This window comes from Streptococcus orisratti DSM 15617, assembly GCF_000380105.1.
Taxonomy (GTDB): Bacteria; Bacillota; Bacilli; order Lactobacillales; family Streptococcaceae; genus Streptococcus; species Streptococcus orisratti.
In genome coordinates, this window is the sequence record NZ_KB904449.1 from 68487 (window position 1) to 93839 (window position 25353).

Consider the following 25353-nt stretch of genomic DNA (forward strand, 5'->3'; position numbering starts at 1 on the left):
ATGTCTCTTTTCTATTTTTATTTATAATACTTTCCCAAAAAAGAAAGCAATAATTTTGCCTAAAGGCAAGATTAACTAAATTTAGGAAGGATTTAAGAGAAATCTCTTGAAAATCCTGTTGCTCCCGTGCGAGCAAGATTTTGAATACCATAAGGTTTAACTACACGGATAAGAGCTTCAATCTTATCAGCATCACCAGTTACTTGAATAGTGATTGATTTTGGTGCCACATCAACAACGCTAGCTCGGAAAGGTTGAATCACTGCCAAGATCTCTGCGCGCTTGCTTGTTGGAGCCGATAACTTGACGAGGATAACTTCACGCTCTAGGTGAGGGATATCAGTGATATCTCGAACTCTGATAACATCAATTAGCCTATTGAGCTGCTTAATGATAAGTTCCACCTCTTCAATACTCTCCACATCAATAATAATGGTGATTCTCGAAATGTCTTTTTCAACCGTGTGTCCAACTGAGATAGATTCAATATTGACTTGACGGCGAGATAAGACACCTGTAAAGCGATTCAAAACACCTGTTGAGTTTTTAAGTTTGGCCGTTAACATTCTACGCATTAAACTTCACCCCCAACATTTCAGCATTTGATTTTCCAGACGGAACCATCGGGTAAACGTGCTCCCGATTAGAAATGCTAATTTCAATCAGCATCGGCTTGTTTTCAGTGATAACCTTCAGATCTTCCTCCAAGGTATTAGGATCTGAAAATTGGTAATGAGCAATGCCATAGGCTTCCGCCAAGAGTTGGAAATTCGGTTCATCATCAAAGGTTGATTCTGAACGATGCTCGTCATAGAAAGACTCCTGCCATTGACGAACCATACCGAGCGAGTGATTATTAATCAGAACTACTTTAATAGGAACACCATAACCATTTAAAATAGCTAATTCTTGATTGGTCATTTGGAAACCACCATCACCAACAAAAAGGATAACTTCCTTGTCTGGATTGGCCAGCTTAGCGCCAACCGCTGCCGGAATTCCAAATCCCATCGTTCCTAAACCACCTGAAGTGATAATTTGACGTTCGTACTTGTAAGGATAGAATTGAGCTGCCCACATCTGGTGTTGACCGACATCGGTAACAATGATTGCCTCACCACTAGTGATTTTACCGATAGTTTCAATAGCATGTTGAGGTTTGATGATTGTTTCGTCAAAGTCATAACCAAACGGTGCCTTGGCCTTGTTAGCCAAAACTTGCTCTGTCCATTCTGCATGTCTGGTTCTAACCTCATCGGCTTCAAGTAAAATTTGTAAGGCTTTTTTTGCATCTCCGACAACAGGAATTTGAGTTTTAACAACCTTGCCAATTTCAGCAGGATCAATATCAACATGAGCAACCACCGCTTTTTTGGCAAAAGTTGCAGGATTTCCTGTCAACCGATCAGCAAAGCGCGAACCAAAATTAATCATAAAATCAGCTTGGCTCATTGCCATATTTGCTGCATAAGAACCATGCATACCTCCCATACCTAGCGATAGAGGGTGTTCAATTGGCATAACTCCTAAACTAAGGAGCGTTGATACAACTGGTACATTGTATCGTTCAGCAAAGGCGACCAATTCTTTAGAAGCACCAGCATAGTTGGCTCCGCCACCTGCAATAATAACAGGTTTCTTGGATTTCTTAAGTTGCTCTAAAATCTTCTTAACTTGAAGGGCATTTGGCTCAATAGTTGGTTGATAACTTGGAATATTTATCGTTGGATCATGATAAACGCTTGTTTTAACTTCAGTAACATTTTTAGGGAGGTCAATGACGACAGGACCAGGGCGGCCTGTTGTTGCAATATGGATAGCCTCAGTAATCACTCGTGGAATTTCTGTGACATCGCGAATCTGATAATTATATTTTGTAATCGGCATGGTTATGCCAATAATATCCGCTTCTTGAAAAGCATCTTTACCAATTCCAGGCGTGGCAACTTGCCCAGTAAAGATAAGCATGGGTACACTATCACTCATTCCATCAGCAATACCTGTAATGGCATTGGTGGCACCAGGTCCGCTTGTTACGATAGCAACACCAATCTTACCAGTAGATTTAGCATAACCTTCAGCCTCGTGGAGAGCACCTTGTTCATGGCGAGCTAAAATATGGCGAATTCCTTTGTCTTTATAATTGTAAATGGCATCATAGAGTGGCAGTACAGCACCACCAGGGTAACCAAAAATAGTATCTACGCCAAGCTCTATCAAGGTTTCAAGTACGAGTTCAGAACCATTCTTAGACTCTCTTAATTTGACTTGTTTCACTAGCTCCTCCTTTGCAGTTAAATTCAAAATTGTCGAAAAATTCCAACACCTTGCATCTATGATAACATTTTTTAAAAATAAAGCAAGGGTAATTCAGAATTGTTGACGTTTACAGTGTATTCTTTTTTGCTTTGCCAAAAGTGGTAGCCTCTTCGGCAAAACTACTTATTAACTTTAGAAATAAGTCAATGTTTCTTTGAGGCCTCACGCTCAGCCTTTCGTTCTTGGAATTCTTCTTCGGTCATCATTGAACCACCGTAATTAGCTGATGAGGCAAATGCGGTGTAACGGCGAAGCCAACCACTAGAAATCTTAGGTTTAAACGCCTTCAAGGTCTTACGACGTTCAGACAAAGTAGCTTCATCGACCATCAAATCAATGGTACGGTTAGTCAAATCAATGAAAATCTCATCACCATCTTCGATGAGAGCAATATTGCCACCTTCGGCAGCCTCTGGCGATACATGCCCGATAGCAATGCCACGGGTTGCACCAGAGAAGCGACCATCCGTAATGAGAGCAACATCTTTACCAAGACCACGCCCAACAATCTTAGAAGTTGGCGCTAACATTTCTGGCATTCCTGGACCTCCTTGAGGTCCTTCGTAACGGATAACAACAACATGACCTTTTTTAACAGTGCCATTATCAATCAATTCAAGAGCCTGATCCTGCGAATCACAGCAAATCGCTTTACCACGGAAAGTTTTAACGGATGGGTCAACCCCACCAACCTTGATAACAGCACCATCTTGCGCAATGTTACCATACAGAATAGACAGGCCACCAACAGGTGAAATCGGAGCTTCAATTGGATGAATGATTTTCTCATTTTTAATCTCAGCACCAGCAACATTTTCTTTAAGAGTTTTACCCGTAACAGTAATGCGATCACCCTTAATTGAGCCATTTTTTATCAGCTGATTGATAATCGCTGAAACCCCGCCTGCCTCATGAACATCGTGCATTGTATAGACACTAGATGGTGCAATCTTAGAAAGATAAGGCGTTTTCTTAGCAATTTCATTGATGTCCTTGAGATTATAATCAATCCCTGCTTCACGAGCGATTGCCAAGGTGTGCAAAACAGTATTGGTAGATCCACCCATGGCCATATCAAGCGCAAAAGCATCATCAATAGCTTCTTTCGTAACAATGTCACGAGGTTTGAGATTATTTTTAACGTTATCCATCAAATGCTTGGCTGCTTGGCGAACTAATTCACGACGGGCATCAGAAACAGCCAAAGTTGTTCCGTTACCAGGAAGAGCAAGTCCCATGACTTCCATCAAACAATTCATGGAATTGGCTGTAAACATACCTGAACATGAACCACAGGTTGGACAGGCATTTTGTTCCAAGAAATCAAGTTCTTGTTTTGTCATATCCCCTGCTTGGTAAGTTCCAACTGCTTCAAACAAGCTTGAAAGAGTCGCTTGGTGTCCTGTCATATCAACACCGCCCTTCATTGGACCACCCGAACAGAAAACAGCAGGCACATTGGTCCGCATAGCTGCTAAAATCATACCTGGAGTAATTTTATCACAGTTTGGAATGTAGAAAACACCGTCAAACCAGTGAGCGTTAATAACTGTTTCAGCCGCATCAGCGATGATTTCACGAGAGGGGAGGCTATAGCGCATCCCAATATGCCCCATGGCAATACCATCATCAACACCGATAGTATTAAATTCAAATGGGATGCCTCCCATTTCACGGATAGCTTCTTTAGCAATATCAGCTAACTCACGCAAATGAACATGCCCAGGTACAATATCAATGTAAGAATTACAAATTGCGATAAAAGGCTTTTGCATATCCTTAGCTGATTTGACTTGTCCTGTTGCATATAACAGACCACGTGCAGGTGCCTTATCAACACCAACTTTAATCATGTCACTTCTCATTTTATGTTACTCCTTCGTACTTTCAATCTTACACTCTATGTTAACATTTTCTAGCGTAAAGTCAAGGAATTTTCAGAAAATTTAGTATTTTAGAACCACTATTATATTTTTTGATTTTTCACAAGTTTGCTTTTTATTTTTTAGGAAAATAGCAGAGCTAGGCATATCTATTTTCTCTTTTAAAGTAAAAAAAGACAGCTTAATCATCAGCCGTCTTAATCATATAAAATTGTCTTGGTTTCTCCAATGCAGTGATTGGCTTCATCCCAGTAATGAATGCGTTCAAAAGAGCCCCTACGCCAATAAAGTGGCAGACGATCACGAATATCATCCTGCATCTCTATTTTATCTATGTCCGTAATTTTATGCCATTTGGGTTCACCCTCATGATCATTGCCCTTAAGTTCACCAGCAAAATCTTCACACAAAAAATCATAATAGACATAACGTTCAGGCTTATCAGGATTTGTAAAACCAGAAATCCCTTTTAGTTGAAGGTTAAGAGCAGTCAGCCCAGTCTCTTCCTTCAATTCTCTTGCAGCAGCTTCAAAGAAGGACTCAGGAAATTCCACTTTCCCACCCGGCTGTATCCACCCTTTAAAATTGTCATGTTGGCGATTTAACAACAGAACTTCATCACCCTTTTTGACACATATATTTACCCAATTTAAAATATTCTCTGCCATATTAACTCCTAAAAAGTCACCTTAGCATGGGCTAGGTGACTCTATCATTATAAAATTACTCAACACTCATCAAATAAGGATAGACTGGTTGGTCACCTTGATGGATTTCAACCTCAATATCCTCGTAAGTACCTTCAAGATAGTCTGCAATCTCTTGAGCAAAGTCAGAATTACCGTCTTCACCAACATAAATTGTTACGATTTCACTATCCTCATCAATCATCTTAGCGAAAGTTTCCTTCAAGGTAGCTTCCATATCAGGGTTTGACACCACAATCTTACCATCAACCATGCCAAGATTATCATTTTCATGGATTTCAAGACCATCAATACTTGTGTCTCGAACAGCCAAAGTGACACTACCACTAACAACATCTGACAAGCTAGCCGTCATGGCTTGAATATTTTCTTCAAGACTGTTTGTTGGATCAAAGGCTAATAAACTAGTAAATCCTTGAGGAACAGTTCGCGTCTCAACAACAGCCGCAGGAATATCAACCACGTCAGCTGCTGATTGGGCTGCCATGAAGATGTTTTTATTATTTGGCAAGATAATCACATTCTTAGCATTAACAGCTTCAATAGCTTTGACAATATCTTCTGTTGATGGATTCATGGTTTGTCCGCCAGAGATGATGTAATCAACACCTTGTGATTTGAAAATGTCAGCCAATCCTTCACCAGCAACAACCGCAATCAAACCAAATTCTTTTGCTTCTTGAACTGACACAGAAGCACTAGCTTCTTTTTCAAGAACAGCTTCGTGCTGACCACGCATATTATCCACTTTAACCTTGATAAGTGCACCGTACTTCAGTCCTTCTTGCATAACCAGCCCAGGATCTTCTGTGTGGACATGAACTTTCACAATTTCATCATCATTGACCACAAGCAGAGAGTCTCCTAAACCACCCAAATAACCTTGAAATTCATCATAATTGAACTCTTTAACGTAAGTTGGACCTTGTTTAAGTGCCACCATGATTTCCGTACAGTAGCCATATTTAATGTCTTCAGTTGCGACATGTTCAGCAACAGATTTGTGGTGCTCAGCATTAATCATTTCAGTCATTACTGCTGGAGTTGCTTTAAAGTCTTCGGAGGCGATATAGTCACCAGTGAGAGCTGACAAAAAGCCTTCATAAATAAAGACCAGACCTTGCCCACCTGAGTCAACCACACCAACTTCCTTCAAGACAGGAAGCATCTCTGGAGTCTTAGCCAAAGCACGTTTTGCGCCTTCCAGAGCTGCACGCATCACTTCTGCGGCATCCTCTGTTTCTTCAGCTTTTTTAATAGCGGCTGTCGCTGCACCACGAGATACTGTTAAGATTGTTCCTTCAACAGGCTTCATAACGGCTTTATAGGCTACTTCAACTCCTGTTTGAAAGGCTTGCGCTAAATCCTTGCCATCTAGTTCTGTTTTGTCCTTAATTGATTGACCAAATCCGCGGAAGAGTTGCGAGGTGATAACTCCTGAATTTCCACGAGCTCCCATCAATACCCCTTTAGAGAGAATCTGACCAACTTGACCAACAGTACTTGCTGGTTTGTCAGCGACTTCTTTAGCACCATTATCCATGGTCATGCTCATATTAGTTCCTGTATCTCCGTCAGGTACAGGAAAGACATTGAGCGAATTAACATATTCTGCTTGTTTTCCAAGTCTTGTAGCGGCTGCTTGCACCATTTCTTGGAATAAACTTGTTGTAATTTTTGACACTAGTTTTCTCCTACAACTTTGATGTTTTGAACGTAAACATTCACCATATCAGCAGTTAGACCGAGTTGATTTTCAAGGTTAAATTTCACACGTTCTTGGATGTTTTTAGACACTTCAGAGATTTTGACACCGTAAGACATTACAGTGTAGACATCAACAGTAATTCCTGTATCCCCTGCCTTAACCACAACACCTTTGGCATAGTTTTCACGACGCAAAAGAGCTTGGACATTATCACGAATGGCACTTTTACTAGCCATGCCAACAACCCCAAAAATTTCTGTTGCAGAACCACCAACGACAGTTGCAATCACATCGTCGGATAGTTCAATTTGACCATCTTTTGTATTAATTTTTACAGTCATAGTTGACTACCTCTCAAGTTTTTATCACTTTATTCTATCATAACTTAGACTTCTTGTAAAAAAATATAAGCATTTGAAGGAATGAATTCGCATTTACAGAACTTTTGTACCTTTTCTTCTATCAGCCCAAATAACAAAAAAAGCCTTCTGAGAGGCCTTTAGTTTTTATACGCGTTCTACTTTACCAGATTTAAGCGCACGAGCTGATGCCCAAACTTTTTTAGGTTTACCATCAATAAGAACAGTTACTTTTTGAAGATTTGGTTTAACTGTACGTTTTGTTTGGTTCATCGCGTGTGAACGATTGTTTCCTGATACAGTTTTACGACCTGTAAAATAACAAACTTTAGCCATGATTATCTGTGTCCTCCTGCTTAGAATTAAGGGTGTATCACACCGCATACCATAAAATTTTAACACATTCCACTCGAATAAGCAAGCTAAATTTTTCAATAAAATCAGATAACTTTACCTTTTCAGCATCCTGTCAACTTTATTTTCGCATAGTGTCATATTTGAAAGACACTAAAAAACTGAACCCTTGGCATGGTTCAGTTAATCTGCGGAGAGTGGGACTTGAACCCACACGGCCTAAAGCGGCCACAGGATCCTTAGTCCTGCGCGTCTGCCAATTCCGCCATCCCCGCTGTTCCTTAACAACATGAACTATTATATCAAGTCATAGGAACTCTGTCAACATTATTTTTCAGTTTTTTTCAAAAAGGCTGAAATCTTTTCCTTATATGTTTTCGGATCGGTTTCAAACGATTTTGCATGTTTAGCATTTTTTACTAGATAAAGTTCTCTCTCTCCTTGGGTAGCTTTGTAATTATCATAAACCATAGAGGTCGGAACAAAATCATCTGCATCACCATGAATAAAGAGAACCGGTAGCTGATTTTTTTGAAGTTGCTTAACACTACTAGCTTGTCCGTAAGAGAAGCCTGCACGAAGTTTTGAAATTGCTGAAACTTCATACAAGATTGGAAAGGCTGGTAGCTTGTACATTTCTTTAGCCTGATACTTAAGTTCTTCCCAAACACTACTATAGCCACAATCTTCAATAATATTAACAACTTGTTTAGGAAGGTTATCCTCACCACTTGCCATCATAACCGTCGCAGCCCCCATTGACAGACCAAAAAGAGTTATTTGGCTTGAAGGATTTCTCTCAACCAGTAGCTCCGCCCATTTGATGACATTGAGACGATCATTCCAACCATATCCGATAATGCGACCACCACTGTCCCCGTGGGCCATATTGTCAGGGACAAGGACATTGTAACCTAAATCATGAAACAGCCACGCATAAGGACTCATATCCTCCTTATCACTTGTAAAGCCATGAACAACTATAACCGTTTTCCCCGTCTTTTCTTTAGCTGGAACATACCAGGCATCTTGTTTAACACCTTGGTTTGTCATCCAGAGAGTTTCCTTATCCAATTGCTTAAATTGTTGCTCGTACTCATAGAGGGGGTTATCTTTCTTTCGAGCAGAATTATTGATAAATGATTTTTCTTCACGAATTTGAGCGACATGGAAAAAATAAAAGCTAGCGCCAACTGAAAGTAGAAGTACAATTAAAAACAAATGGGTAAATAACTTTGATAATCTTATTTTTTTCATATCAGTATTTTACAAGAAAATAAGAAAAAAAGAAACAGCAAAATTTCGCGAGAAATATCAAGAAAACGTAAAGATGTAATAAACGATGCCCTTATCTTTTATTTACTGGCAAGCAAGTAGAATTGATAGTAGCTACAAGAGGTGGTGTCATTTCCTGTTATGATATCATATTCATGTTATTTGAGAATACCAATTTATAGCCCTTCGGTTTGCTTTTAGTACTAAATCCACCAATCTGGGTGAGACTGACGGATCTTGGAAATGAAGCAATTCTCATGCCTCTGACCATAGTAAAAGAGAGGACCAACTCAATCAGATCCTCTCTCATACTTAGTTGTAAATTATTTACTATCCCTGAAAACTGAGGGTAGCTCTTATTTAGCATTTTCAACCGCAGCAGTTACAAAAGCAGTATAAAGTTCTTCAGGTCGATTTGGGCGGCTTTGAAGTTCTGGGTGATATTGGGCAGCTACAAAGAATTTTTTATCTGGTAATTCGACTACTTCCATAAGACGATTGTCTGGTGATACTCCTGAAAACACAAAGCCTGCAGCTTCAAATTGCTCACGGAATGATGTATTAAACTCATAACGGTGACGATGACGGCGTTGTACCACTTCCTGATTATTGTATGCTGCTGCCGCTTTTGAACCTGCTTTTAATTTACATGGGTAAAGTCCCAAACGAAGCGTTCCACCCATATCTTCGATATCAATCTGATCACGCATAATATCAATGATTGGGTATTTTGTCTCTGGATCAAGTTCAGCCGAATTAGCACCTTCCAAATGAAGCACATGACGGGCAAATTCAACACATGTCAACTGCATTCCTAGGCAGACTCCTAGCATAGGAACATCATTTTCACGGGCGTAACGAATGGCTTGAATCTTGCCTTCAGTACCGCGCTGACCAAAACCACCTGGTACAATAATACCATCTGCATCCCCCAGAAGTTGAGCAACATTTTCAGCGGTAACATCATTTGCATTGACCCAATTCAAATCAATGGCTGAATCATTAACATAGCCAGAATGTTTAAGGGCTTCAACGACCGATAAATAAGCATCTGGTAACTCAACATATTTCCCAACCAAGGCAATCTTGGTGGTTTTCTTGAGGTTAAGAACCTTGTCAACCATTGCTGTCCATTCTGTCATGTCAGCTTTTGGAGTGTCCAACTTCAGATGATCGCAGACAATTTGATCCATACCTTGAGCCTGCATATTGAGTGGTACTTGATAAATATGTTCGACATCCATAGACTCAATAACAGCTTCTGGTGCAACATCACAAAATTGAGCTAATTTATTTTTAATACCTTGCTCAACTGGTTGTTCTGTACGAATAACCAACATATTGGGTTGAATTCCCAAACCGCGCAATTCTTTCACCGAGTGTTGAGTGGGTTTAGTTTTCATTTCACCTGCAGCTTTAAGATATGGCAAAAGTGTGGTATGGATATACATAACGTTGTCAGCACCCACATCTGCTTTCATTTGACGAAGTGCTTCCAAGAAAGGAAGGCTTTCGATATCACCAACGGTTCCACCAACCTCAGTAATAATAACATCTGAATCGGTTGTGCGCGCAGCACGTTTAATCTTATCTTTCAATGCATCTGTGATATGAGGAATTACCTGAACGGTTGCCCCAAGGTATTCCCCTTTACGTTCCTTACGAAGAACTTCGCTGTAAATTTTACCAGTCGTCACGTTTGAATATTTGTTTAAGTTAATATCAATGAAACGTTCATAGTGGCCAAGGTCAAGGTCAGTTTCAGCACCGTCGTCTGTAACATAAACTTCACCGTGTTGGTAAGGGCTCATTGTTCCTGGATCAATATTGATGTAGGGATCAAATTTTTGAATAGTCACCTTAAGTCCACGATTTTTCAAAAGACGACCAAGGCTAGCTGCCACAATCCCTTTACCAATAGATGAAACAACTCCGCCTGTAACAAAAATATACTTTGTCATTAAATACACTCCTTATAGATATTACTAGGAAAAACAAAAAATCTCCCAAATATAGGGAGACTTTTTCATCAGACCTCTAAAAAGAGGTGCCCAAACAATACTATAAACTAAGTTGGGTAATTTGTCAATTTGATTTTCAGCTATTTTCTGAAAAATTTGAGCAGTTACTGCATTACTAACGTTCAAATTATTGATTTATTTAGCCTTAATTTTTCGTCAAAATTTCAAGGGTTTCAATGAGATTTTCGGCATTCACTTCAATCGTGTCACCACTTGCTTTGATTTTGACTTCAACGATGCCTTCGCTAGCTTTTTTACCAACGGTCACACGAATCGGAAGACCAATAAGGTCGCTGTCTGAGAACTTAGAACCCACACGTTCATTGCGGTCATCTGTCAAAACATCATAACCTTTATCCATTAAATCAGCTTCGATTTTGGCAGTCAAAGCTTGAGCTTCGTCATCCTTGGTATTAACCGTAATTATATGCACATCAAATGGAGCCAGCTCCTTAGGAAAATTGATTCCCCAAGCAAACTTGAAGTCACCTTTTGGCGTTTTGTTGACAAAGAGACGGGCATGTTGTTCAATGACTGCTGAAAGAATGCGACTCACTCCAATACCATAGCAACCCATCACAATTGGGACAGCTCTGCCATTTTCATCAAGAATATTAGCTCCCATACTATCAGTGTAGCGTGTGCCAAGTTTAAAAATGTGACCAATCTCAATACCGCGAGCAAATTTGAGGACACCTTGACCATCTGGTGATACTTCCCCTTCTTTAACTTCACGAATATCAACGTATTCAGCCTTGAAGTCACGCTCTGGGTTAACACCAGTCAAGTGGTAACCATCTTCATTAGCGCCAACAACTGCATTGGCAAGGTCTTGAACTTTACGATCAGCAATGATACGGATATTTTCAGGAAGAGCTACTGGGCCAAGTGAGCCGAAGTGAGCACCGAAAACTTTAACTGCGTCCTCTTCTGTCGATGGTTCTAGGAAGTCTGCACCTAGGTAATTTTTCAGCTTAACATCGTTAACTTGGTCATTGCCGACAAGAAGAGCTACAACTGGCTCGTTATCAGCTATGAAAAGAAGCGTTTTGATGGTTTGTTCTTCCTCAACTTGCAAGAAAGCAGCCACTTCATCGATTGATTTGCAGTTTGGCGTTTCAACCTTAGCCACTTCTTCTTGTGAAACAACTTTAGTTGAAGGTTTGTATTCATTGCTTGCCATTTCAAGGTTAGCAGCATAGCTTGATTCACTTGAGTAAGCAATGGTATCTTCACCAGAAACCAGCCATGAATTCAATTCTTGCTTGATTTGTTCGAGAATATCCGCTGGAATTTCGTCAATTGAAGCAATAGATTTATCGAGAACCAACCAGCGTTCAAGGTCTGTACGGTCTGGTGTGATAGCCATAAATTCTTGTGAGTCTTTGCCACCCATAGCTCCGCCATCACCAATAATACCTTTGAAATCAAGACCAGCACGTGTAAAGATGGCTTCATAAGCCTTGCGGTAGTCTTCATACGTCACATCAAGATCCTCGTAATTGGCGTGGAAACTGTAACCATCTTTCATGATAAACTCACGCGTGCGGAGTAAGCCATTGCGTGGACGTTTTTCATCACGATATTTTGATTGAATTTGATAAAGGTTTAGTGGCAACTGTTTGTATGATTTGACAGCATCACGAATCAACATGGTAAACGTTTCTTCATGTGTTGGACCAAGGATAAAGTCAGATTGATCACGATTTTTAAGTTTATAAAGGTCCTCACCATAAGTTTCGTACCGTCCAGATTCACGCCAAAGGTCTGCCGTAAGAAGCGCTGGCGCAAGCATCTCAACGGCTCCAATTTTTTCAAATTCTTGACGCATAATAGTTTTAAATTTTTCAATGGTGCGATTAGCTAGCGGTAAATAAGCATAGATTCCGGCAGAAACTTGTCGAACATAGCCTGCACGCAACATGAGTGCATGGCTGATAACTTGGGCGTCACTTGGCATTTCGCGAAGTGTTGGGATTAACATTTTAGATTGTTTCATAATTGAGTTTATTAGCCAGTAAATATTATTTTACTGAACTGTGTTCATTGGCGAACACTTTCCTTTCACTAATTTTCACTAGGAGACAAACTCTCCTAGAACTTGATAATCATAGTTTCCTTGGCTATAAGTATAACAGAAAAAACTAAAAAGGTAAATCTAGCAAAGCTGGACTTACCTTTACAAAAGAAAGCGGAACAGACAGCTTAAAAGAAAACCCTAAGGATGTCGTTCCAAGTGACGGCAATCATCAGAACAACCATAATAGCCACACCTACAAGCGTAATGTAAGTCTCTGTTTCTTGTTTCAATGGCTTACGGCGCACCAGTTCAATAAGGTTAATCAAGATCTTGCCACCATCCAAAACTGGAATTGGAATCAAATTAACAATTCCAAGATTCATTGACAACGTGGCCATCAAAGTCAGTACATCTTCAAAACCATTTTGAGCAGCTTGATTAGACATCTGATACATAGCAACAGGACCACCAAGTTTGTTCAAAGAAAAGCTAGAAATTAAGTTTTTTAGAGCAGAAATAATCAGCGTTGCAGCATGCCAAGCATAGCGGAAACCACCCGTCAGCTTATCCCAAAAGCCAGTTTTAAGACCTGGCTTAACTCCGAGGTAAAACTGTCCATTCTGCTTTTTAGGAGCGACTTTCAACGATTGCTTCGTGCCATCAGTTTTTTGAATTGCAACCGTAATCTCATCTCCCGTAGAAATGCCAGTTGTCGCTTCTTCAACTGCTTTGGTCAGTTCAGCCCAATTTGAAACTTTGTGATTGGCAATTGAGAGTACACGGTCACCAGTCTTAGCACCCGCTGCTGCCAAAGCACCATTGGGTACGACCTGAATCTGATTACTTGATTCATCAGCAACACCGCCCTGCATAAAGACTAAAAGAATAAAGACCAGAGTTCCAAGAATGAAATTATTCATTGGTCCTGCAAAATTGGTAATCAAGCGGCCCCAAATAGAAGCATTTTGATATTGAACATCCAAAGGTGCAATGCGAATTTCGGTACCGTCTTCTTCAATGATTGTCGCATCATGATTTACCGAGTAAGTTTTGGTTTCATCAAGGACAACTCCTGTGATTTCTAATGCATCCTCTAAATCATAGGTCAGAATATTGATTGGCAAGCTAGTCATATCAACCTGCTTTTGTGATAAATTGATACGAACAACTTGCCCTTCAGCATTTAAGGTCAGGCTAGCAGGCGTCCCTGTCTTAATTTCAGTGGTATCATCACCCCAACCAGCCATACGAACATAACCTCCGAGCGGAAGGATTCTAATTGTATAAGCAGTGCCTTCTTTGTCAATATGAGAAAAAATCTTCGGCCCCATACCTATAGCAAACTCTCTCACAAGAATGCCAGATTTTTTAGCAAAATAGAAATGTCCAAACTCATGGACGAGTACAAGTACTCCAAAAATGATGATAAAAGTTACGATTCCTAACATGCAGTTCCTTTCAGGTAAAGATTATAGACCTTGGTATTCTCCAAAGTCCAAGCAACGTCTGTCAACAGGATTAGAACAAGCCAAACAAATGCATAATTGGAAAGACAAAAATCATGCTATCAAAACGATCAAGAATACCGCCGTGCCCTGGGATAAGCTTTCCAGAATCTTTGACACCAAAATAGCGTTTAATGGCACTTTCAACTAAATCTCCAAATTGACCAAAAATACTGAATAAAACAATGAGAACTAGCATCACTAGAAACGAATGTGGTGCATAGACGGATTTGTCAAATAACATGAATGCAGCTCCCACAAGAACTGCGGCTAAAATACCACCGAGACTACCTTCAATAGTCTTATTTGGCGAAACTTTAGGCAATAACTTATGCTTTCCAAATTGACGACCAATCATGTAGGCTCCAATATCCGTTGCCCAAACAATAAAGAGGGCCAAAATAACCTTATCTAAGCCATCCATACGTGCAGTAACAAGATTGTGAAAACCGATACCAACATAGAAGCTAGCCGCAATAGGATAGGTTGCATCATCAAAAGAATAGGTAGAACTCAAAACCGTTCCTGCCAAAATCAAGAACACAATTAAACTGTAAACTGAAAGACTGGCATCCACTGGCAAGAAAGATAAATAATTATCAAGAGGAACTGTCAACACAAAGGCAGCGAGCATAGCTAGAACACCTTCGAAAGAAAAAAATTCCAACCTTTTCATGCGTAGCATTTCAGCCACACCTATCATCGCTAATAAGCCAACAAAAAATTGAAACGGAAGACCTCCCATTAAAAGAAAAGGAAGGAAAATAGCAAGGGCGATCGCCCCCCAAATCACACGTTGTTGCATAAAACTCCTCTTTCTATACTCCACCAAAACGACGATGGCGACGATTGAATTCCCTAATTGCTTCAATTAAGCCATCTTTTTTGAAATCCGGCCATAGAGTTGAAGTGAAATAAAATTCACTATAAGCGGATTGCCAAGGCAAAAAGTTGCTCAAACGTAACTCTCCACTGGTTCGAATAATAAGCTCTGGGTCACGATACAAGTAAGGCAAACTCTGTGTCATTAAATAATTGGCAATTAAATCTTCAGTGATATCACCAGGATTTAATTTTGCATCTAAGACATCTTTTGCAATTTCTTTGACAGCATTAGTGATTTCTGCTCGCCCACCATAATTCAGTGCAAAATTTAAAATAAGACCAGAATTATGTTTGGTTTTCTCCCGCGCACGTTCCATAGCGTCAAAAGTCTCCTCTGGCAACCGGCTAGTATCTCCAATTACCTGCACGCGTACATTGTTCTTGTGAAGTTCGGGAACGTATTTATCGAAAAATTCAACAGGTAAATTCATGATAAATTTTACCTCATCTTGTGGGCGTGACCAGTTTTCTGTTGAAAAAGCATAAACGGTCAATACTTTGACTCCTAAATCAGAAGCTGCAATGGTCACATCTTGTAAGGCATCCATTCCAGCCTTATGTCCCATCACACGTGGCTGTAAACGCTTCTTAGCCCACCGACCGTTGCCATCCATAATAATTCCTATGTGATTTGGAATTTTATCCAAAGTCACAGGCTGCTCTGTTTTCTTAAATAATTTCAGCATATAAATCCTTAAATCGTTACTATTCTCCTTATTTTACCATATTTTAGTAACAAATAAAATAATAGCCAGCCACATTAGAAATATTTCTTAAACAAAGGGGAAGAGCAATACTCAACCTGGTATTCATACCAAATTCAGACATTGTTGCTCTAATCTTCAATGAGTATGGTTTATCTTACTCATTAAGACCAAGACTAAGACAAAAAACTTTTTTATTTTTAAGTCAAGAATTTTATTCAATGTAAACTGCTGTCAATCCTATTCTAATACTCAATGAAAATCAAAAGTAGCCTAGGAAACGAAGCCGACGATAGAACTTGAGTTCATCAAGGCAAGTTGACAACGGATAATTTTGATTTTCGAAGAGTATAACCTTAAAAATCACATCATTTGTCTCTACGGTAACAAAAAAAGCTAGATGTTAAACATCCAACCTTCATCGTGTCGTTGAGTTAGTCTTCTTCAATAGCAGTATCGCCTGCATCATCTGCTTCAACAGCGGCTTCTGTGTCAGCTTCTTCAGTTGGTGCTGGGACAGCTTGAGCGGCTTTGTTAACAACAGTCTTAATAGCTGATAACTCAAAGGTCAAATAAACGCCATCAACATCTAGGACGATTTTTTTAGCATCTGTGTCAACCTCATCAACAAGAGCATACATTCCACCAATAGTGATAACTTCATCACCTTTCTGGATGGCATTCAATTGATTTTGACGGCTTTCCGCTTGTTTTTTTTGTTGGCGTTGCATGAAAAAGATCATCCCAACCATCACGACAAGCATAATAATCATTGGCATAGATAGGTTCCTCCAAATTTTAAAGTCAAGACTTACTATACCAAAAATTCAATGACAGGGCAAGGAAAGACCATCAAAATTAGCCTCCCTGTACAAGCTTTTGGCTTTTTAAGAAATAAAGTCTATAATGTCTTCTTCTGCAAGAGAGGAGTCACACACAACTTTAGCTGTGCCATTTTCAGCCACAAAAAGACCTGGAACGGTCGCGATACCATATCGACGACGAAAAGCTTGAATCTCTTCTATTTGCACTAAATCTTCGCTGTTAATATAGGCAACTTTAGCGCCTGTCGTCTGCGCAACGTTGGCTAATTTTGGGGCAAAGCGTTGGCAATAAGGGCAGCTTGGACGGCCAATGAAGAGGATAAACTTGTTGCCTGCTTCAATTCGCTCACGCGCTGCGGCTACCGTGATTGGTTCAAAAGCACTAACGGCTTGTTCAAATGTCATATTTCACACCTCGTTTTTAATGATAGCCCTATCATACACGATTTTCATTCAAAGCTCAATTTTTTGCTATGCTCTGCTCAATAAGCCAAGGATGCTATAATCTTAATTTTATAGCTACTGCACCTGAATAAATTCTAAGCTATAACTCTTTTTTATAGCCATCCATAAAAAATCAAGATTATGCAAACGTTTCATTTTTTGATAAGCTAGATAGCAATCAAGCAAAAGGAGGTTTCTATGGGATTATCAATTATATCTGGAGGTCTAGTTGGTCTGGTCTTTGGCTTTATTCTTCAACGAACGCGTTTCTGTATGACGGGCGGTTTTAGAGACATGTACCTCACTAAAAATAATCGCCTCTTCTATGCTTTTTTAATTGCTATCTTTATTCAAAGTATCGGAGTTGTGAGCTTAATTAAATTAGGAATAGTCGCAAATCCATATGAAGATTACTCAGTCATTGGCGCAATTCTTGGCTCTTATCTTTTTGGTATTGGCATTGTTCTCGCTGGTGGCTGTGCAACTGGAACGTGGTATCGTTCAGGCGAGGGACTAATTGGGAGTTGGATTGCTCTAATCCTTTACATGCTAAGTGCCGCTGCAATGAAATATGGAGCTCTTCAAGCACTTAATCAAAGTATTGCCAGCCAATGGGTTATCAATGACAATTTAGCTGGACAACTGGGCATTTCGATTTGGTTATTAGTTGGCATATTGGGGATCGTGACGTCCTACCTAGTTTGGACCGAGTTAAGAAAACCTAAACGTCAGGTTGCCAGCCTTCCTCAGAAATATTCTGGGCTGCGCCACTATCTCTTTGAAAAGCGTTATTATCCCTTTGGAGCTGGTATAGCTATTGGGCTGATTGCACTTATTGCTTGGCCAGCTAGTCAAATTACTGGTCGCAACGGTGGGCTTGGTATCACTACTCCGTCTGCTAATTTGATTCACTTTATTATTAGTGGTGATCAAACCAAGCTAAATTGGGGAGTATTTCTTGTTTTAGGAATCTTGCTAGGATCCTATCTAGCAGCTAAAGGAAACCACGAATTTAAATGGCGCTTACCTGATATTAAAACTATCAGAAACAGTGTTATTGGCGGGATTTTGATGGGAATCGGTGCTTCTTGGGCTGGAGGTTGCACAATCGGAAATGGTCTCACCGCTACATCTGTTATGAGTAGCAAAGGATGGATTGCTCTTTTATTCACCATCTTAGGCGTTTGGACAGCATCCTACTTTATCTTTGTTAAACCACAACATAAGGAGAAAAATCATGCGTTACACCTTAGAAACCGGAGGGCTAGTGTGTCCCTTCCCACTGATTGATGCCAAACAAAAAATGGCAGAGCTTGAAATCGGAGACGAACTTTATATTCGATTTGACTGCACTCAAGCAACTGAGAGTATTCCTAACTGGGCTGCCGATGAGGGATACCCAGTTACTCATTTCGCTCAAATTGGTAATGCTTCTTGGGAGATTATTGTCCAAAAAGCTTAAAACCAACTTTAGAACTTGTATCCACAGTTCATCACTTCCATCTAAGGCTAGTTTTTAAGCTACTCATCGTTAGTTTCTTTCAAGATACAGTCAGTATTCCCTCAAAAAACTGCCTTGATTAGCGAAAAACTATCTCTTAGATAAAAGTACTTTACTTGTGGATAATGTATAAAAGCCTCACGGTGATACTCAAAATCGCTGTTGAGGCTTTTTGGGATTGGTCCCTTTTTTTACCATCTGAGAAATAAGCTGAGCTGCCTGTTGAGCGACTTCCTCGTTTGATAGATTGTCCGTTTCTAGAAAAATGACATTTCTCTGTTTTGCAAACCATTTTCTTTTTAGAGGAAGAAGCTTTTCTAGCTGAAAATCAAAGAAATTTCGTGTACGTGTGTTATCCGAAGCTTTGCGTTTCCTGAGCGTCTCGTTCCTCGCCTCCAAAAAAATAATATAGTCTGGCAGACAATAGCTAAGCTGCGTTAGCTCATTTTTCAAAGAAGAAAGAACATGCCACTCCTGACCAATCGCTTGAGGATAAAAACGTGTGTAGAAATCAATCTCCTCGGCACCAAAGTCCATAAAAACTAAGGGATAATCCTTAACCTTTTGGTAACGCTGCACTTCATGGGCAATCCAAAGTTTTTGAATGGCTAGATAGTCTTCAAAAATCGTCTTATCTAGGTGTTTTCGCTGAATATCACCTATCACTGGAGTCACATCTTCGTAACTGAATACCGCATCTGGAAATTTCTTCTGCAAATTCGCTAATAAGGTCGTCTTGCCAACGGCCATAGATCCTTGAATTGAAATAATCATTATTTTTCCTCCCAATCAGATAAGAAATCAACTAATTCAGTCAGACAAGATAGCGTCGCATCTGCTTGCTCATTTTCAGAAGTAACGGGACAATATTGACCAAATCTTCTCATCACACGAACAGTTTTCATACCAAGCCGTTTTGCTGGCTTAATGTCATTATCCAAACGATCACCAACCATAACAGCTTGTTCAGGCAAGCAATCGGCCATTCCAAGAGCCTTTTGGAAAATGCCTAAGGCCGGCTTTTCAAAACCAATTTCGGCAGAGGAGATAACAACTTGAAAATATTGAGCAATACCAAAGTTGACCAAACGTTCTTCTAAGCCCGATAACTGATTGGCTATTAGACCCAGATGATACTGGGTTGACAAGCAATCTAAAACTGACTGAACTTCTGGATAGAGATGTTCATCTTGAAAAGTCCATTTCGGCAGAGGTTTGTTTAGCCGTTCTGCCAATGCGAGGTCTCCGCGTAGCCCATTTTTATAATCCTCAATAAGTCTTTCCCAAGTTTCCTGATAATCTAGCTCACTTCCCGCCAGTAAAGTCTTAACACGATTCTCATAGGCCAAACTTTCATCAACCAAAGTTGAACCCAAATCAAAAAAGAGCCATCTAATTGCCATATTATCCCCCTTAGCACAAAAAAGCTGGATGATTCCATCCAACTTTTTTCTTTAACCTCTATCATCATATCCATTTGGGTGGCTTGAGTGCCATGCCCATGCTGAGGCAATGATTTTTTCAATGTCATCAAATTGTGGTTTCCAACCAAGGACTTCACGCGCTTTGTCAGATGACGCAATCAAGGTATCTGGGTCACCAGGGCGACGGTCAGCCAGTTCTGCAGGAATTTCTTTGCCAGTCACTTTACGAGCTGCTTCGAGAATTTGAAGATTTGAAAACCCTGTTGAAGAGCCTAGATTGAAGGCTGTTGATGGGTTACCTTCACGCAGATATTTAACCGCAAGCAAATGCGCATCTGCTAGGTCAAATGGGTGAACATAATCACGGACATTTGTGCCATCTGGCGTGTTGTAATCATTACCAAAAATCATAATTTTTTCACGCACACCTTGTGCCACTTGCAAAATAATTGGTAACAAATGTGTTTCTGGACCATGGTCTTCACCGATTGAACCGTCTGGTTTTGCACCAGCAACGTTGAAATAACGGAGCGGTACAAATTTAATACCGTAAGCTTGGTCAGACCATTTCATGATGGTTTCCATCATGAGTTTACTTTCGCCATAGGGATTGATTGGGCGTTGCGGTGTTGTTTCTTTGATTGGAATTTCATCTGGAAGGCCATAAGTTGCTGCTGTTGATGAGAAAACAATGTATTTCACGCCAAATTCATTCATCACTTCAAGCAATTTAACCATGCCTGCTGTATTATTATCAAAGTATTTTAAAGGTTTTTCCATTGATTCAGCAACCAATGAATAAGCCGCAAAGTGAATGACCGCATCAATATCTGGATTTTCTGTAAAGACTTTACGCATAAAATCTTGGTCAGCAAGGTCGCCTTGATAAAATGTCGCATCAGGGTGAACCGCAGCACGGTGTCCTGTCACCAAACTATCAACCACGATGACTTTTTCCTCTCCTTTTTCAACCAAACGGTCAACCATGTGAGAACCGATGTAACCAGCCCCACCAAGCACTAAAATTGACATTTTCTATCTCCTATTATTTAAATATTGTCCCAATCAACTCTGGCAAACTCTTCAACCACAACTTCACCGAAACCCCAAGCCATCCAATTTGCCATTTCGTAAATATCACGAAATCTCTTTTGGTGCTTGCGAGCAAAGTCTGGATTGCGTTCAGCTTCGTTCATAGCTGCGATAAAGGCTTTCGCAGTTGTATCATAAAAATCCTCGTACATGTCACCATAGTCATAGGTAAACACTGTCGCATAATAAGCGAAACTGAGGTTGATTTCAGCTAGCAAAGTAACATCTGTTACAACCTTCTTGGTCTCTCTGAAAAGTTTTTTGGCATTTTTAAACTCAAACGATCGAATGCGCCTATACATTTTCTCAAGTTTTTGATCAAATTCTCTAACAATCGTTTCATTGGCTTCCGGCCCTAAAAACAGTTGTTCCAATAAAAGGCTAGCTTCATTACTTTTCTTATATAGATGGCAAATCAAATCTTCTCTTTCTTTTTCAGATAAGGCACGGATGTGCTGACGCAACTCTCTGATTCCCAACTGTTTAGACATTGATAACTCCAATACTTTCTACAAAACGCATAAAAGCAGCTTGACCTTTTTCATCACGTTTGTAAACACCTGCATCTTCTAAAACACGAACAAAGGTTTGCCCGACAGCTTGTTTGACGATTTCTGAAACATTATCTGCATCCACTTCTGGATGGACAACCTTAATGGCATCCGCCCAATCCTTGTGATAGTCTGCTACTTCATTATACTGGTTCAGGAGGTATTTTTCAACCTCTGTCAGTTCATTTTTGAGCCTTGGCGGCAAAATAGCTAAGCCCATGACCTCAATCAGACCGATATTTTCTTTCTTGATATGCTGCACATCAGCGTGCGGATGATAAACACCGTCTGGAAATTCAGCGGTCGTGTGATTGTCACGCAAAACAATATCCAATTCAAAGACGCCATCACGTTTACGCGCAATTGGTGTCACGGTGTGGTGCGGTGTGCCTCCTGTATAAGCGACAACATCAACACTATCATCAGAATAATCACGCCAAGCCAAGCGAATGCTTTCAGCCAGTTCAATCAAACGGTTTTTATCAGCGCTACGCAAACGAATAACAGACATGGGCCAGTTGACAATACCAGCTGTCACATCAGAAAAGCCTTTGAAATGAAACTCACGGTCTAGCTCTGCTATTTCCATAGGAAAGACATGACGGCCGCCTTGGTAGTGATTGTGCGTCAAAATTGACCCGCCAACAATTGGTAAATCAGAATTTGACCCTGCAAAATAGCCTGGGAACATATCCACAATGTCCAATAATTGCGCAAAAGTATCCTTACTAATAACCATTGGCACATGCTGGGTGTCGAGGAAAATGCAGTGCTCATTGAAATAAGCATAGGGTGAATACTGGAAGCCCCATTTTTCATCACCCAAATTCATACGGATAATGCGGTGATTAGCGCGGGCAGGATGGTTAATCCGACCTTGGTAACCTTCATTTTCCATGCAAAGCTGGCATTTTGGATATGAAGAAGCTTTGACCAGTTTAGCTTGTGCGATAGCTTTAGGATCCTTTTCAGGTTTTGATAAATTGATTGTGATTTGAATATCGCCATATTGTGATGGTGTTGTAAAGGCAATATTTTTTGCGATTGCGGCAACTTTAATGTAATCGTTGCGCTTGCTAAAGTCGTAAAAATCTGCGATAGCTTGCTGAGGAGATTGTGCATAAGTATCCCAGAATTCACGGTTCACCCGACTTGGGACAGGCGTGATAAAATTCATTAGCTCAGCACCCAAGCAGTCTTTTTCTTCAGCCAATTCTCCAACCTTGCCATTTTGCACGGCTAGGTCAACCAGTTCATCTTTGAGGGCAATAAGCTCTGTTTGCTTCGTTTCTTGCTGTGCGCCTTCTTCGCCAACAAGGGCAAGGACACGGTTACGCAAGTAAAACATATCATCTGCTGTGTAGTCGCTAACTGCAATGACTTTAGCAACAAAAGTATCTAAAAGTTTCATTTTTCTTCTCTAATCTTACTTATTTCGAGACAAGACGCGTGATCCACCTGCAATTTCAGCAATGTAGAAAGCTGGCGCATAGCCAATGATTTCTGTATAAACCTTGCCGACATTTTGGGTGAATTTATCAACTTTATCTTTAGCGACAATGGCAATACCGCAGCCACCAAAGCCCGCTCCTGTCATACGAGCTCCAAGGACACCTTCTTGTTGCCAAGCGGTATGAGCAAGGGTATCAAGCTCAATACCAGTCACTTCGTAATCATGCTCAAGTGACACATGTGAGGCATTGACCAAACGACCAAATTTTTCAAGTTCACCTGCAATCAAAGCTTCTTTGGCTTGAAGAGTGCGTTGATTTTCCCAAACAGCGTGACGAGCACGTTTGAGACGATTAGCATCTTTAATGAGGTAACTGTATTCATCAAAAGCTTGCAAATCAAGTTCACCAAGTGTCTTGATATCAAGCGCTTGATTCAATTCTTCAACGGCTTTTTCACATTCGGCACGACGTTCATTGTATTTTGAATCAGCCAATTCACGGCGTTTGTTAGTATTCATGATAACAATGACATTGTCACCTAAATCAAGCGGCACAAGGTCGTATTCTAATGTGTTGGTATCAAGGTAAATAGCTTGCTTGTCAGCTCCCATACCGATGGCAAATTGGTCCATGATTCCTGAATTAACGCCGATAAACTCATTTTCAGTCTGTTTACCAATTTTTACTAAGTCAAGACGGTCTAATTTGAGGTCAAATAATTCTTCAGCAACAATTCCGACCAAGAGCTCTAACGAAGCTGATGATGACAAGCCTGAACCGTTTGGAATATTCCCATTGACATAAAGGTCAAAACCGGTAGCAATCGTATGTCCAGCTTCTTGCAAGCATTTGATGACCCCTTTTGGATAATTGGTCCAGCTGTCTTTTTTATCAAAGATAAGATTAGCAAGGTCAACCTCGATAATGCCTAAATCAGCAAAGTTTGCTGAATAAAAACGAAGCGTTTGGTCATCACGTTTGCGAGCTGCACCGTATGTTCCAAGGGTGATAGCCGCTGGGAAAACATGACCTCCATTGTAGTCCGTATGTTCACCAATCAAATTGATACGTCCTGGTGAAAAAAAGGTAGCATCTGCTTCATTGCCAAATACGGCTGTGAAGGCTTCTTTTAATTCTGTAATTTTCATGAGGGTCTCCTTTTTATTTCTTCTACGATTACGGTTTCATTGTACACCTGTCCTTATTCCAAGTCAACAATTTTACTAAAGTTTTACTTAAATTTTCTTTGTGTTATTTTTTGTGCTATACTAAAGAAAAGATAAGAAAGAAGGGATGACTTATGGCTACATTAAAAGACATTGCAAAGTTGGCAAAGGTTTCATCAGCAACCGTTTCTCGGGTGCTCAATCAAGATGCTACCCTCTCTGTTAGCGAGGAAACACGGCATCGCATTTTAACCGTTGCTGAAGAGTTGGGGTACGAAAAGCATAAACGCAGCACAAATATCTTACAAGAACGGCAAAAAATTGCTATTGTGCAATGGTACAGCAAGCAAGAAGAACTCAATGACCTCTATTATTACAGCATTCGTATCGGACTCGAAAAACGCGCTCAAGAGCTGGGATATGATATTATTCGTTACTTTAATAATGATATTTTAACGATTTCTGAAAACATCTGTGGTATTATTGCCATCGGTAAATTTTCTAGCGCACAAATTTCAAAACTCGAAAAATTGTCTCAAAATCTTGTGTTTGTTGACAGCGACACACTTAATGCAGGGCACCCTTGCGTAACCACTGATTTTGATAACGCTGTTGTCAAGGTGCTTGATTACTTTATGGATCAAGGGTTTACAAAAATCGGGATGATTGCTGGCGAAGAACGCACAACCGACCAACAAGAACTTATCGTTGACCAACGCTTCCGTACTTTTAAAAATTACGCCTATGAAAATAATCTCTACAATCCTAACTACGTATTTGTCGGAGATTTTTCAGCACAAGCAGGATATGAATTAATGAAAAAAGCCATTACCGAACTTGGTGATGACCTCCCTCAAGCTTTCTTTGTTGCCAATGACACCCTTGCAATCGGTGCGCTTCGCGCTCTCCAAGAAGCTAATATCATCGTACCTGACCGCGTCAGCCTCATCTCTTTTAACGGCACCCCACTAACGAAACAAGTCTTTCCAGCCTTATCAAGCATCACTGTCTATACCGAAGAAATGGGACGGACTGCCGTTGACATCCTTAACCGCCAACTTATCAACCATAATACTATCCCAACAATGACAAGACTCGCAACCACACTAACATTGCGAGACAGCACAAAATAAAAGATGTCAATAAAAAAGTGAGAC

24 protein-coding genes and 1 tRNA gene are annotated in these 25353 nt (G+C 40.2%); 3 read left to right on the top strand and 22 right to left on the bottom strand.

Annotated elements, in window-relative coordinates; all coding sequences use genetic code 11:
- Positions 1-92: 92 nt before the first annotated feature.
- From ilvN to A3I7_RS0101360, 16 genes are all read right to left on the bottom strand, one after another.
- Positions 93-575 carry an acetolactate synthase small subunit gene (gene ilvN, locus A3I7_RS0101275; RefSeq protein ID WP_018374977.1) on the bottom strand — a complete coding sequence of 161 codons (483 nt, stop codon included), beginning with the start codon at positions 573-575 and terminating at the stop codon, positions 93-95.
- The gene (locus A3I7_RS0101280; protein WP_018374978.1) at positions 568-2277 is read right to left on the bottom strand and encodes an acetolactate synthase large subunit; all 1710 of its coding nucleotides are present in this window, start codon (positions 2275-2277) and stop codon (positions 568-570) included. The genes ilvN and A3I7_RS0101280 overlap by 8 nt, the downstream gene beginning before the upstream one ends.
- Positions 2278-2462: 185 nt before the next feature.
- A complete protein-coding gene (ilvD, locus tag A3I7_RS0101285) occupies positions 2463-4184 on the bottom strand; it encodes a dihydroxy-acid dehydratase (protein WP_018374979.1) in 1722 nt (573 codons plus the stop codon).
- Positions 4185-4399: 215 nt separating this feature from the next.
- The gene (locus tag A3I7_RS0101295; RefSeq protein WP_018374981.1) at positions 4400-4870 is read right to left on the bottom strand and encodes an 8-oxo-dGTP diphosphatase; all 471 of its coding nucleotides are present in this window, start codon (positions 4868-4870) and stop codon (positions 4400-4402) included.
- Between the two features lie 55 nt (positions 4871-4925).
- Positions 4926-6593 carry a DAK2 domain-containing protein gene (locus tag A3I7_RS0101300; RefSeq protein ID WP_018374982.1) on the bottom strand — a complete coding sequence of 556 codons (1668 nt, stop codon included), beginning with the start codon at positions 6591-6593 and terminating at the stop codon, positions 4926-4928.
- Positions 6593-6958, bottom strand: a complete 366-nt coding sequence (locus tag A3I7_RS0101305) for an Asp23/Gls24 family envelope stress response protein (RefSeq protein ID WP_018374983.1) — start codon at positions 6956-6958, stop codon at positions 6593-6595. The genes A3I7_RS0101300 and A3I7_RS0101305 overlap by 1 nt, the downstream gene beginning before the upstream one ends.
- A gap of 165 nt (positions 6959-7123) precedes the next feature.
- Complete coding sequence (rpmB, locus tag A3I7_RS0101310) at positions 7124-7312, bottom strand: 50S ribosomal protein L28 (protein ID WP_018164578.1); 189 nt, start codon at positions 7310-7312, stop codon at positions 7124-7126.
- 207 nt (positions 7313-7519) lie between these two features.
- Positions 7520-7605 (bottom strand) — tRNA-Leu (locus A3I7_RS0101315).
- Positions 7606-7657: 52 nt separating this feature from the next.
- Complete coding sequence (locus A3I7_RS0101320) at positions 7658-8587, bottom strand: alpha/beta hydrolase (RefSeq protein WP_026217071.1); 930 nt, start codon at positions 8585-8587, stop codon at positions 7658-7660.
- Positions 8588-8961: 374 nt separating this feature from the next.
- Positions 8962-10566 carry a CTP synthase gene (locus A3I7_RS0101325; protein ID WP_018374985.1) on the bottom strand — a complete coding sequence of 535 codons (1605 nt, stop codon included), beginning with the start codon at positions 10564-10566 and terminating at the stop codon, positions 8962-8964.
- Between the two features lie 205 nt (positions 10567-10771).
- Complete coding sequence (locus tag A3I7_RS0101330) at positions 10772-12625, bottom strand: proline--tRNA ligase (RefSeq protein WP_026217072.1); 1854 nt, start codon at positions 12623-12625, stop codon at positions 10772-10774.
- Positions 12626-12831: 206 nt separating this feature from the next.
- Positions 12832-14094 (bottom strand): RIP metalloprotease RseP, encoded by a 1263-nt coding sequence (gene rseP, locus A3I7_RS0101340; protein ID WP_018374988.1) that lies wholly within the window; start codon positions 14092-14094, stop codon positions 12832-12834.
- A gap of 70 nt (positions 14095-14164) precedes the next feature.
- Positions 14165-14956 carry a phosphatidate cytidylyltransferase gene (locus tag A3I7_RS0101345; protein WP_018374989.1) on the bottom strand — a complete coding sequence of 264 codons (792 nt, stop codon included), beginning with the start codon at positions 14954-14956 and terminating at the stop codon, positions 14165-14167.
- A 13-nt stretch (positions 14957-14969) separates the two neighbouring features.
- Positions 14970-15722: an undecaprenyl pyrophosphate synthase gene (locus tag A3I7_RS0101350; protein ID WP_018374990.1), complete on the bottom strand. Its 753-nt coding sequence runs from the start codon at positions 15720-15722 to the stop codon at positions 14970-14972.
- Between the two features lie 452 nt (positions 15723-16174).
- On the bottom strand, positions 16175-16519 hold the full coding sequence (yajC, locus tag A3I7_RS0101355) for a preprotein translocase subunit YajC (protein WP_018374991.1): 345 nt from the start codon (positions 16517-16519) through the stop codon (positions 16175-16177).
- Between the two features lie 108 nt (positions 16520-16627).
- On the bottom strand, positions 16628-16969 hold the full coding sequence (locus tag A3I7_RS0101360; protein ID WP_018374992.1) for a DUF6568 family protein: 342 nt from the start codon (positions 16967-16969) through the stop codon (positions 16628-16630).
- Positions 16970-17206: 237 nt separating this feature from the next.
- On the opposite strand from A3I7_RS0101360, the gene A3I7_RS0101365 reads away from it, so the two are divergent.
- Positions 17207-18298, top strand: coding sequence for a YeeE/YedE family protein (locus A3I7_RS0101365; RefSeq protein WP_018374993.1), 1092 nt, complete (start codon positions 17207-17209; stop codon positions 18296-18298).
- Positions 18246-18470: a sulfurtransferase TusA family protein gene (locus tag A3I7_RS0101370; RefSeq protein ID WP_026217074.1), complete on the top strand. Its 225-nt coding sequence runs from the start codon at positions 18246-18248 to the stop codon at positions 18468-18470. The genes A3I7_RS0101365 and A3I7_RS0101370 overlap by 53 nt, the downstream gene beginning before the upstream one ends.
- Positions 18471-18659: 189 nt before the next feature.
- Here A3I7_RS0101370 and A3I7_RS0101375 read toward each other — a convergent pair whose 3' ends face one another.
- Genes A3I7_RS0101375 through A3I7_RS0101400 form a run of 6 tightly spaced genes read right to left on the bottom strand, consistent with a single transcriptional unit; the run spans position 18660 to position 24178 of the window.
- Positions 18660-19283 carry an AAA family ATPase gene (locus A3I7_RS0101375; protein ID WP_018374995.1) on the bottom strand — a complete coding sequence of 208 codons (624 nt, stop codon included), beginning with the start codon at positions 19281-19283 and terminating at the stop codon, positions 18660-18662.
- Positions 19283-19912 carry an HAD family hydrolase gene (locus A3I7_RS0101380; protein WP_018374996.1) on the bottom strand — a complete coding sequence of 210 codons (630 nt, stop codon included), beginning with the start codon at positions 19910-19912 and terminating at the stop codon, positions 19283-19285. The genes A3I7_RS0101375 and A3I7_RS0101380 overlap by 1 nt, the downstream gene beginning before the upstream one ends.
- 51 nt (positions 19913-19963) lie before the next feature.
- Positions 19964-20965 carry a UDP-glucose 4-epimerase GalE gene (galE, locus tag A3I7_RS0101385; protein WP_018374997.1) on the bottom strand — a complete coding sequence of 334 codons (1002 nt, stop codon included), beginning with the start codon at positions 20963-20965 and terminating at the stop codon, positions 19964-19966.
- 17 nt (positions 20966-20982) lie between these two features.
- The gene (locus A3I7_RS0101390) at positions 20983-21516 is read right to left on the bottom strand and encodes a hypothetical protein (protein ID WP_018363962.1); all 534 of its coding nucleotides are present in this window, start codon (positions 21514-21516) and stop codon (positions 20983-20985) included.
- The gene (gene galT, locus A3I7_RS0101395) at positions 21509-22987 is read right to left on the bottom strand and encodes a UDP-glucose--hexose-1-phosphate uridylyltransferase (protein ID WP_018374998.1); all 1479 of its coding nucleotides are present in this window, start codon (positions 22985-22987) and stop codon (positions 21509-21511) included. The genes A3I7_RS0101390 and galT overlap by 8 nt, the downstream gene beginning before the upstream one ends.
- A 15-nt stretch (positions 22988-23002) precedes the next feature.
- A complete protein-coding gene (locus A3I7_RS0101400) occupies positions 23003-24178 on the bottom strand; it encodes a galactokinase (RefSeq protein ID WP_018374999.1) in 1176 nt (391 codons plus the stop codon).
- Between the two features lie 152 nt (positions 24179-24330).
- On the opposite strand from A3I7_RS0101400, the gene A3I7_RS0101405 reads away from it, so the two are divergent.
- Positions 24331-25329 carry a LacI family DNA-binding transcriptional regulator gene (locus tag A3I7_RS0101405; RefSeq protein WP_018375000.1) on the top strand — a complete coding sequence of 333 codons (999 nt, stop codon included), beginning with the start codon at positions 24331-24333 and terminating at the stop codon, positions 25327-25329.
- The last annotated feature ends 24 nt before the right edge of the window (positions 25330-25353 follow it).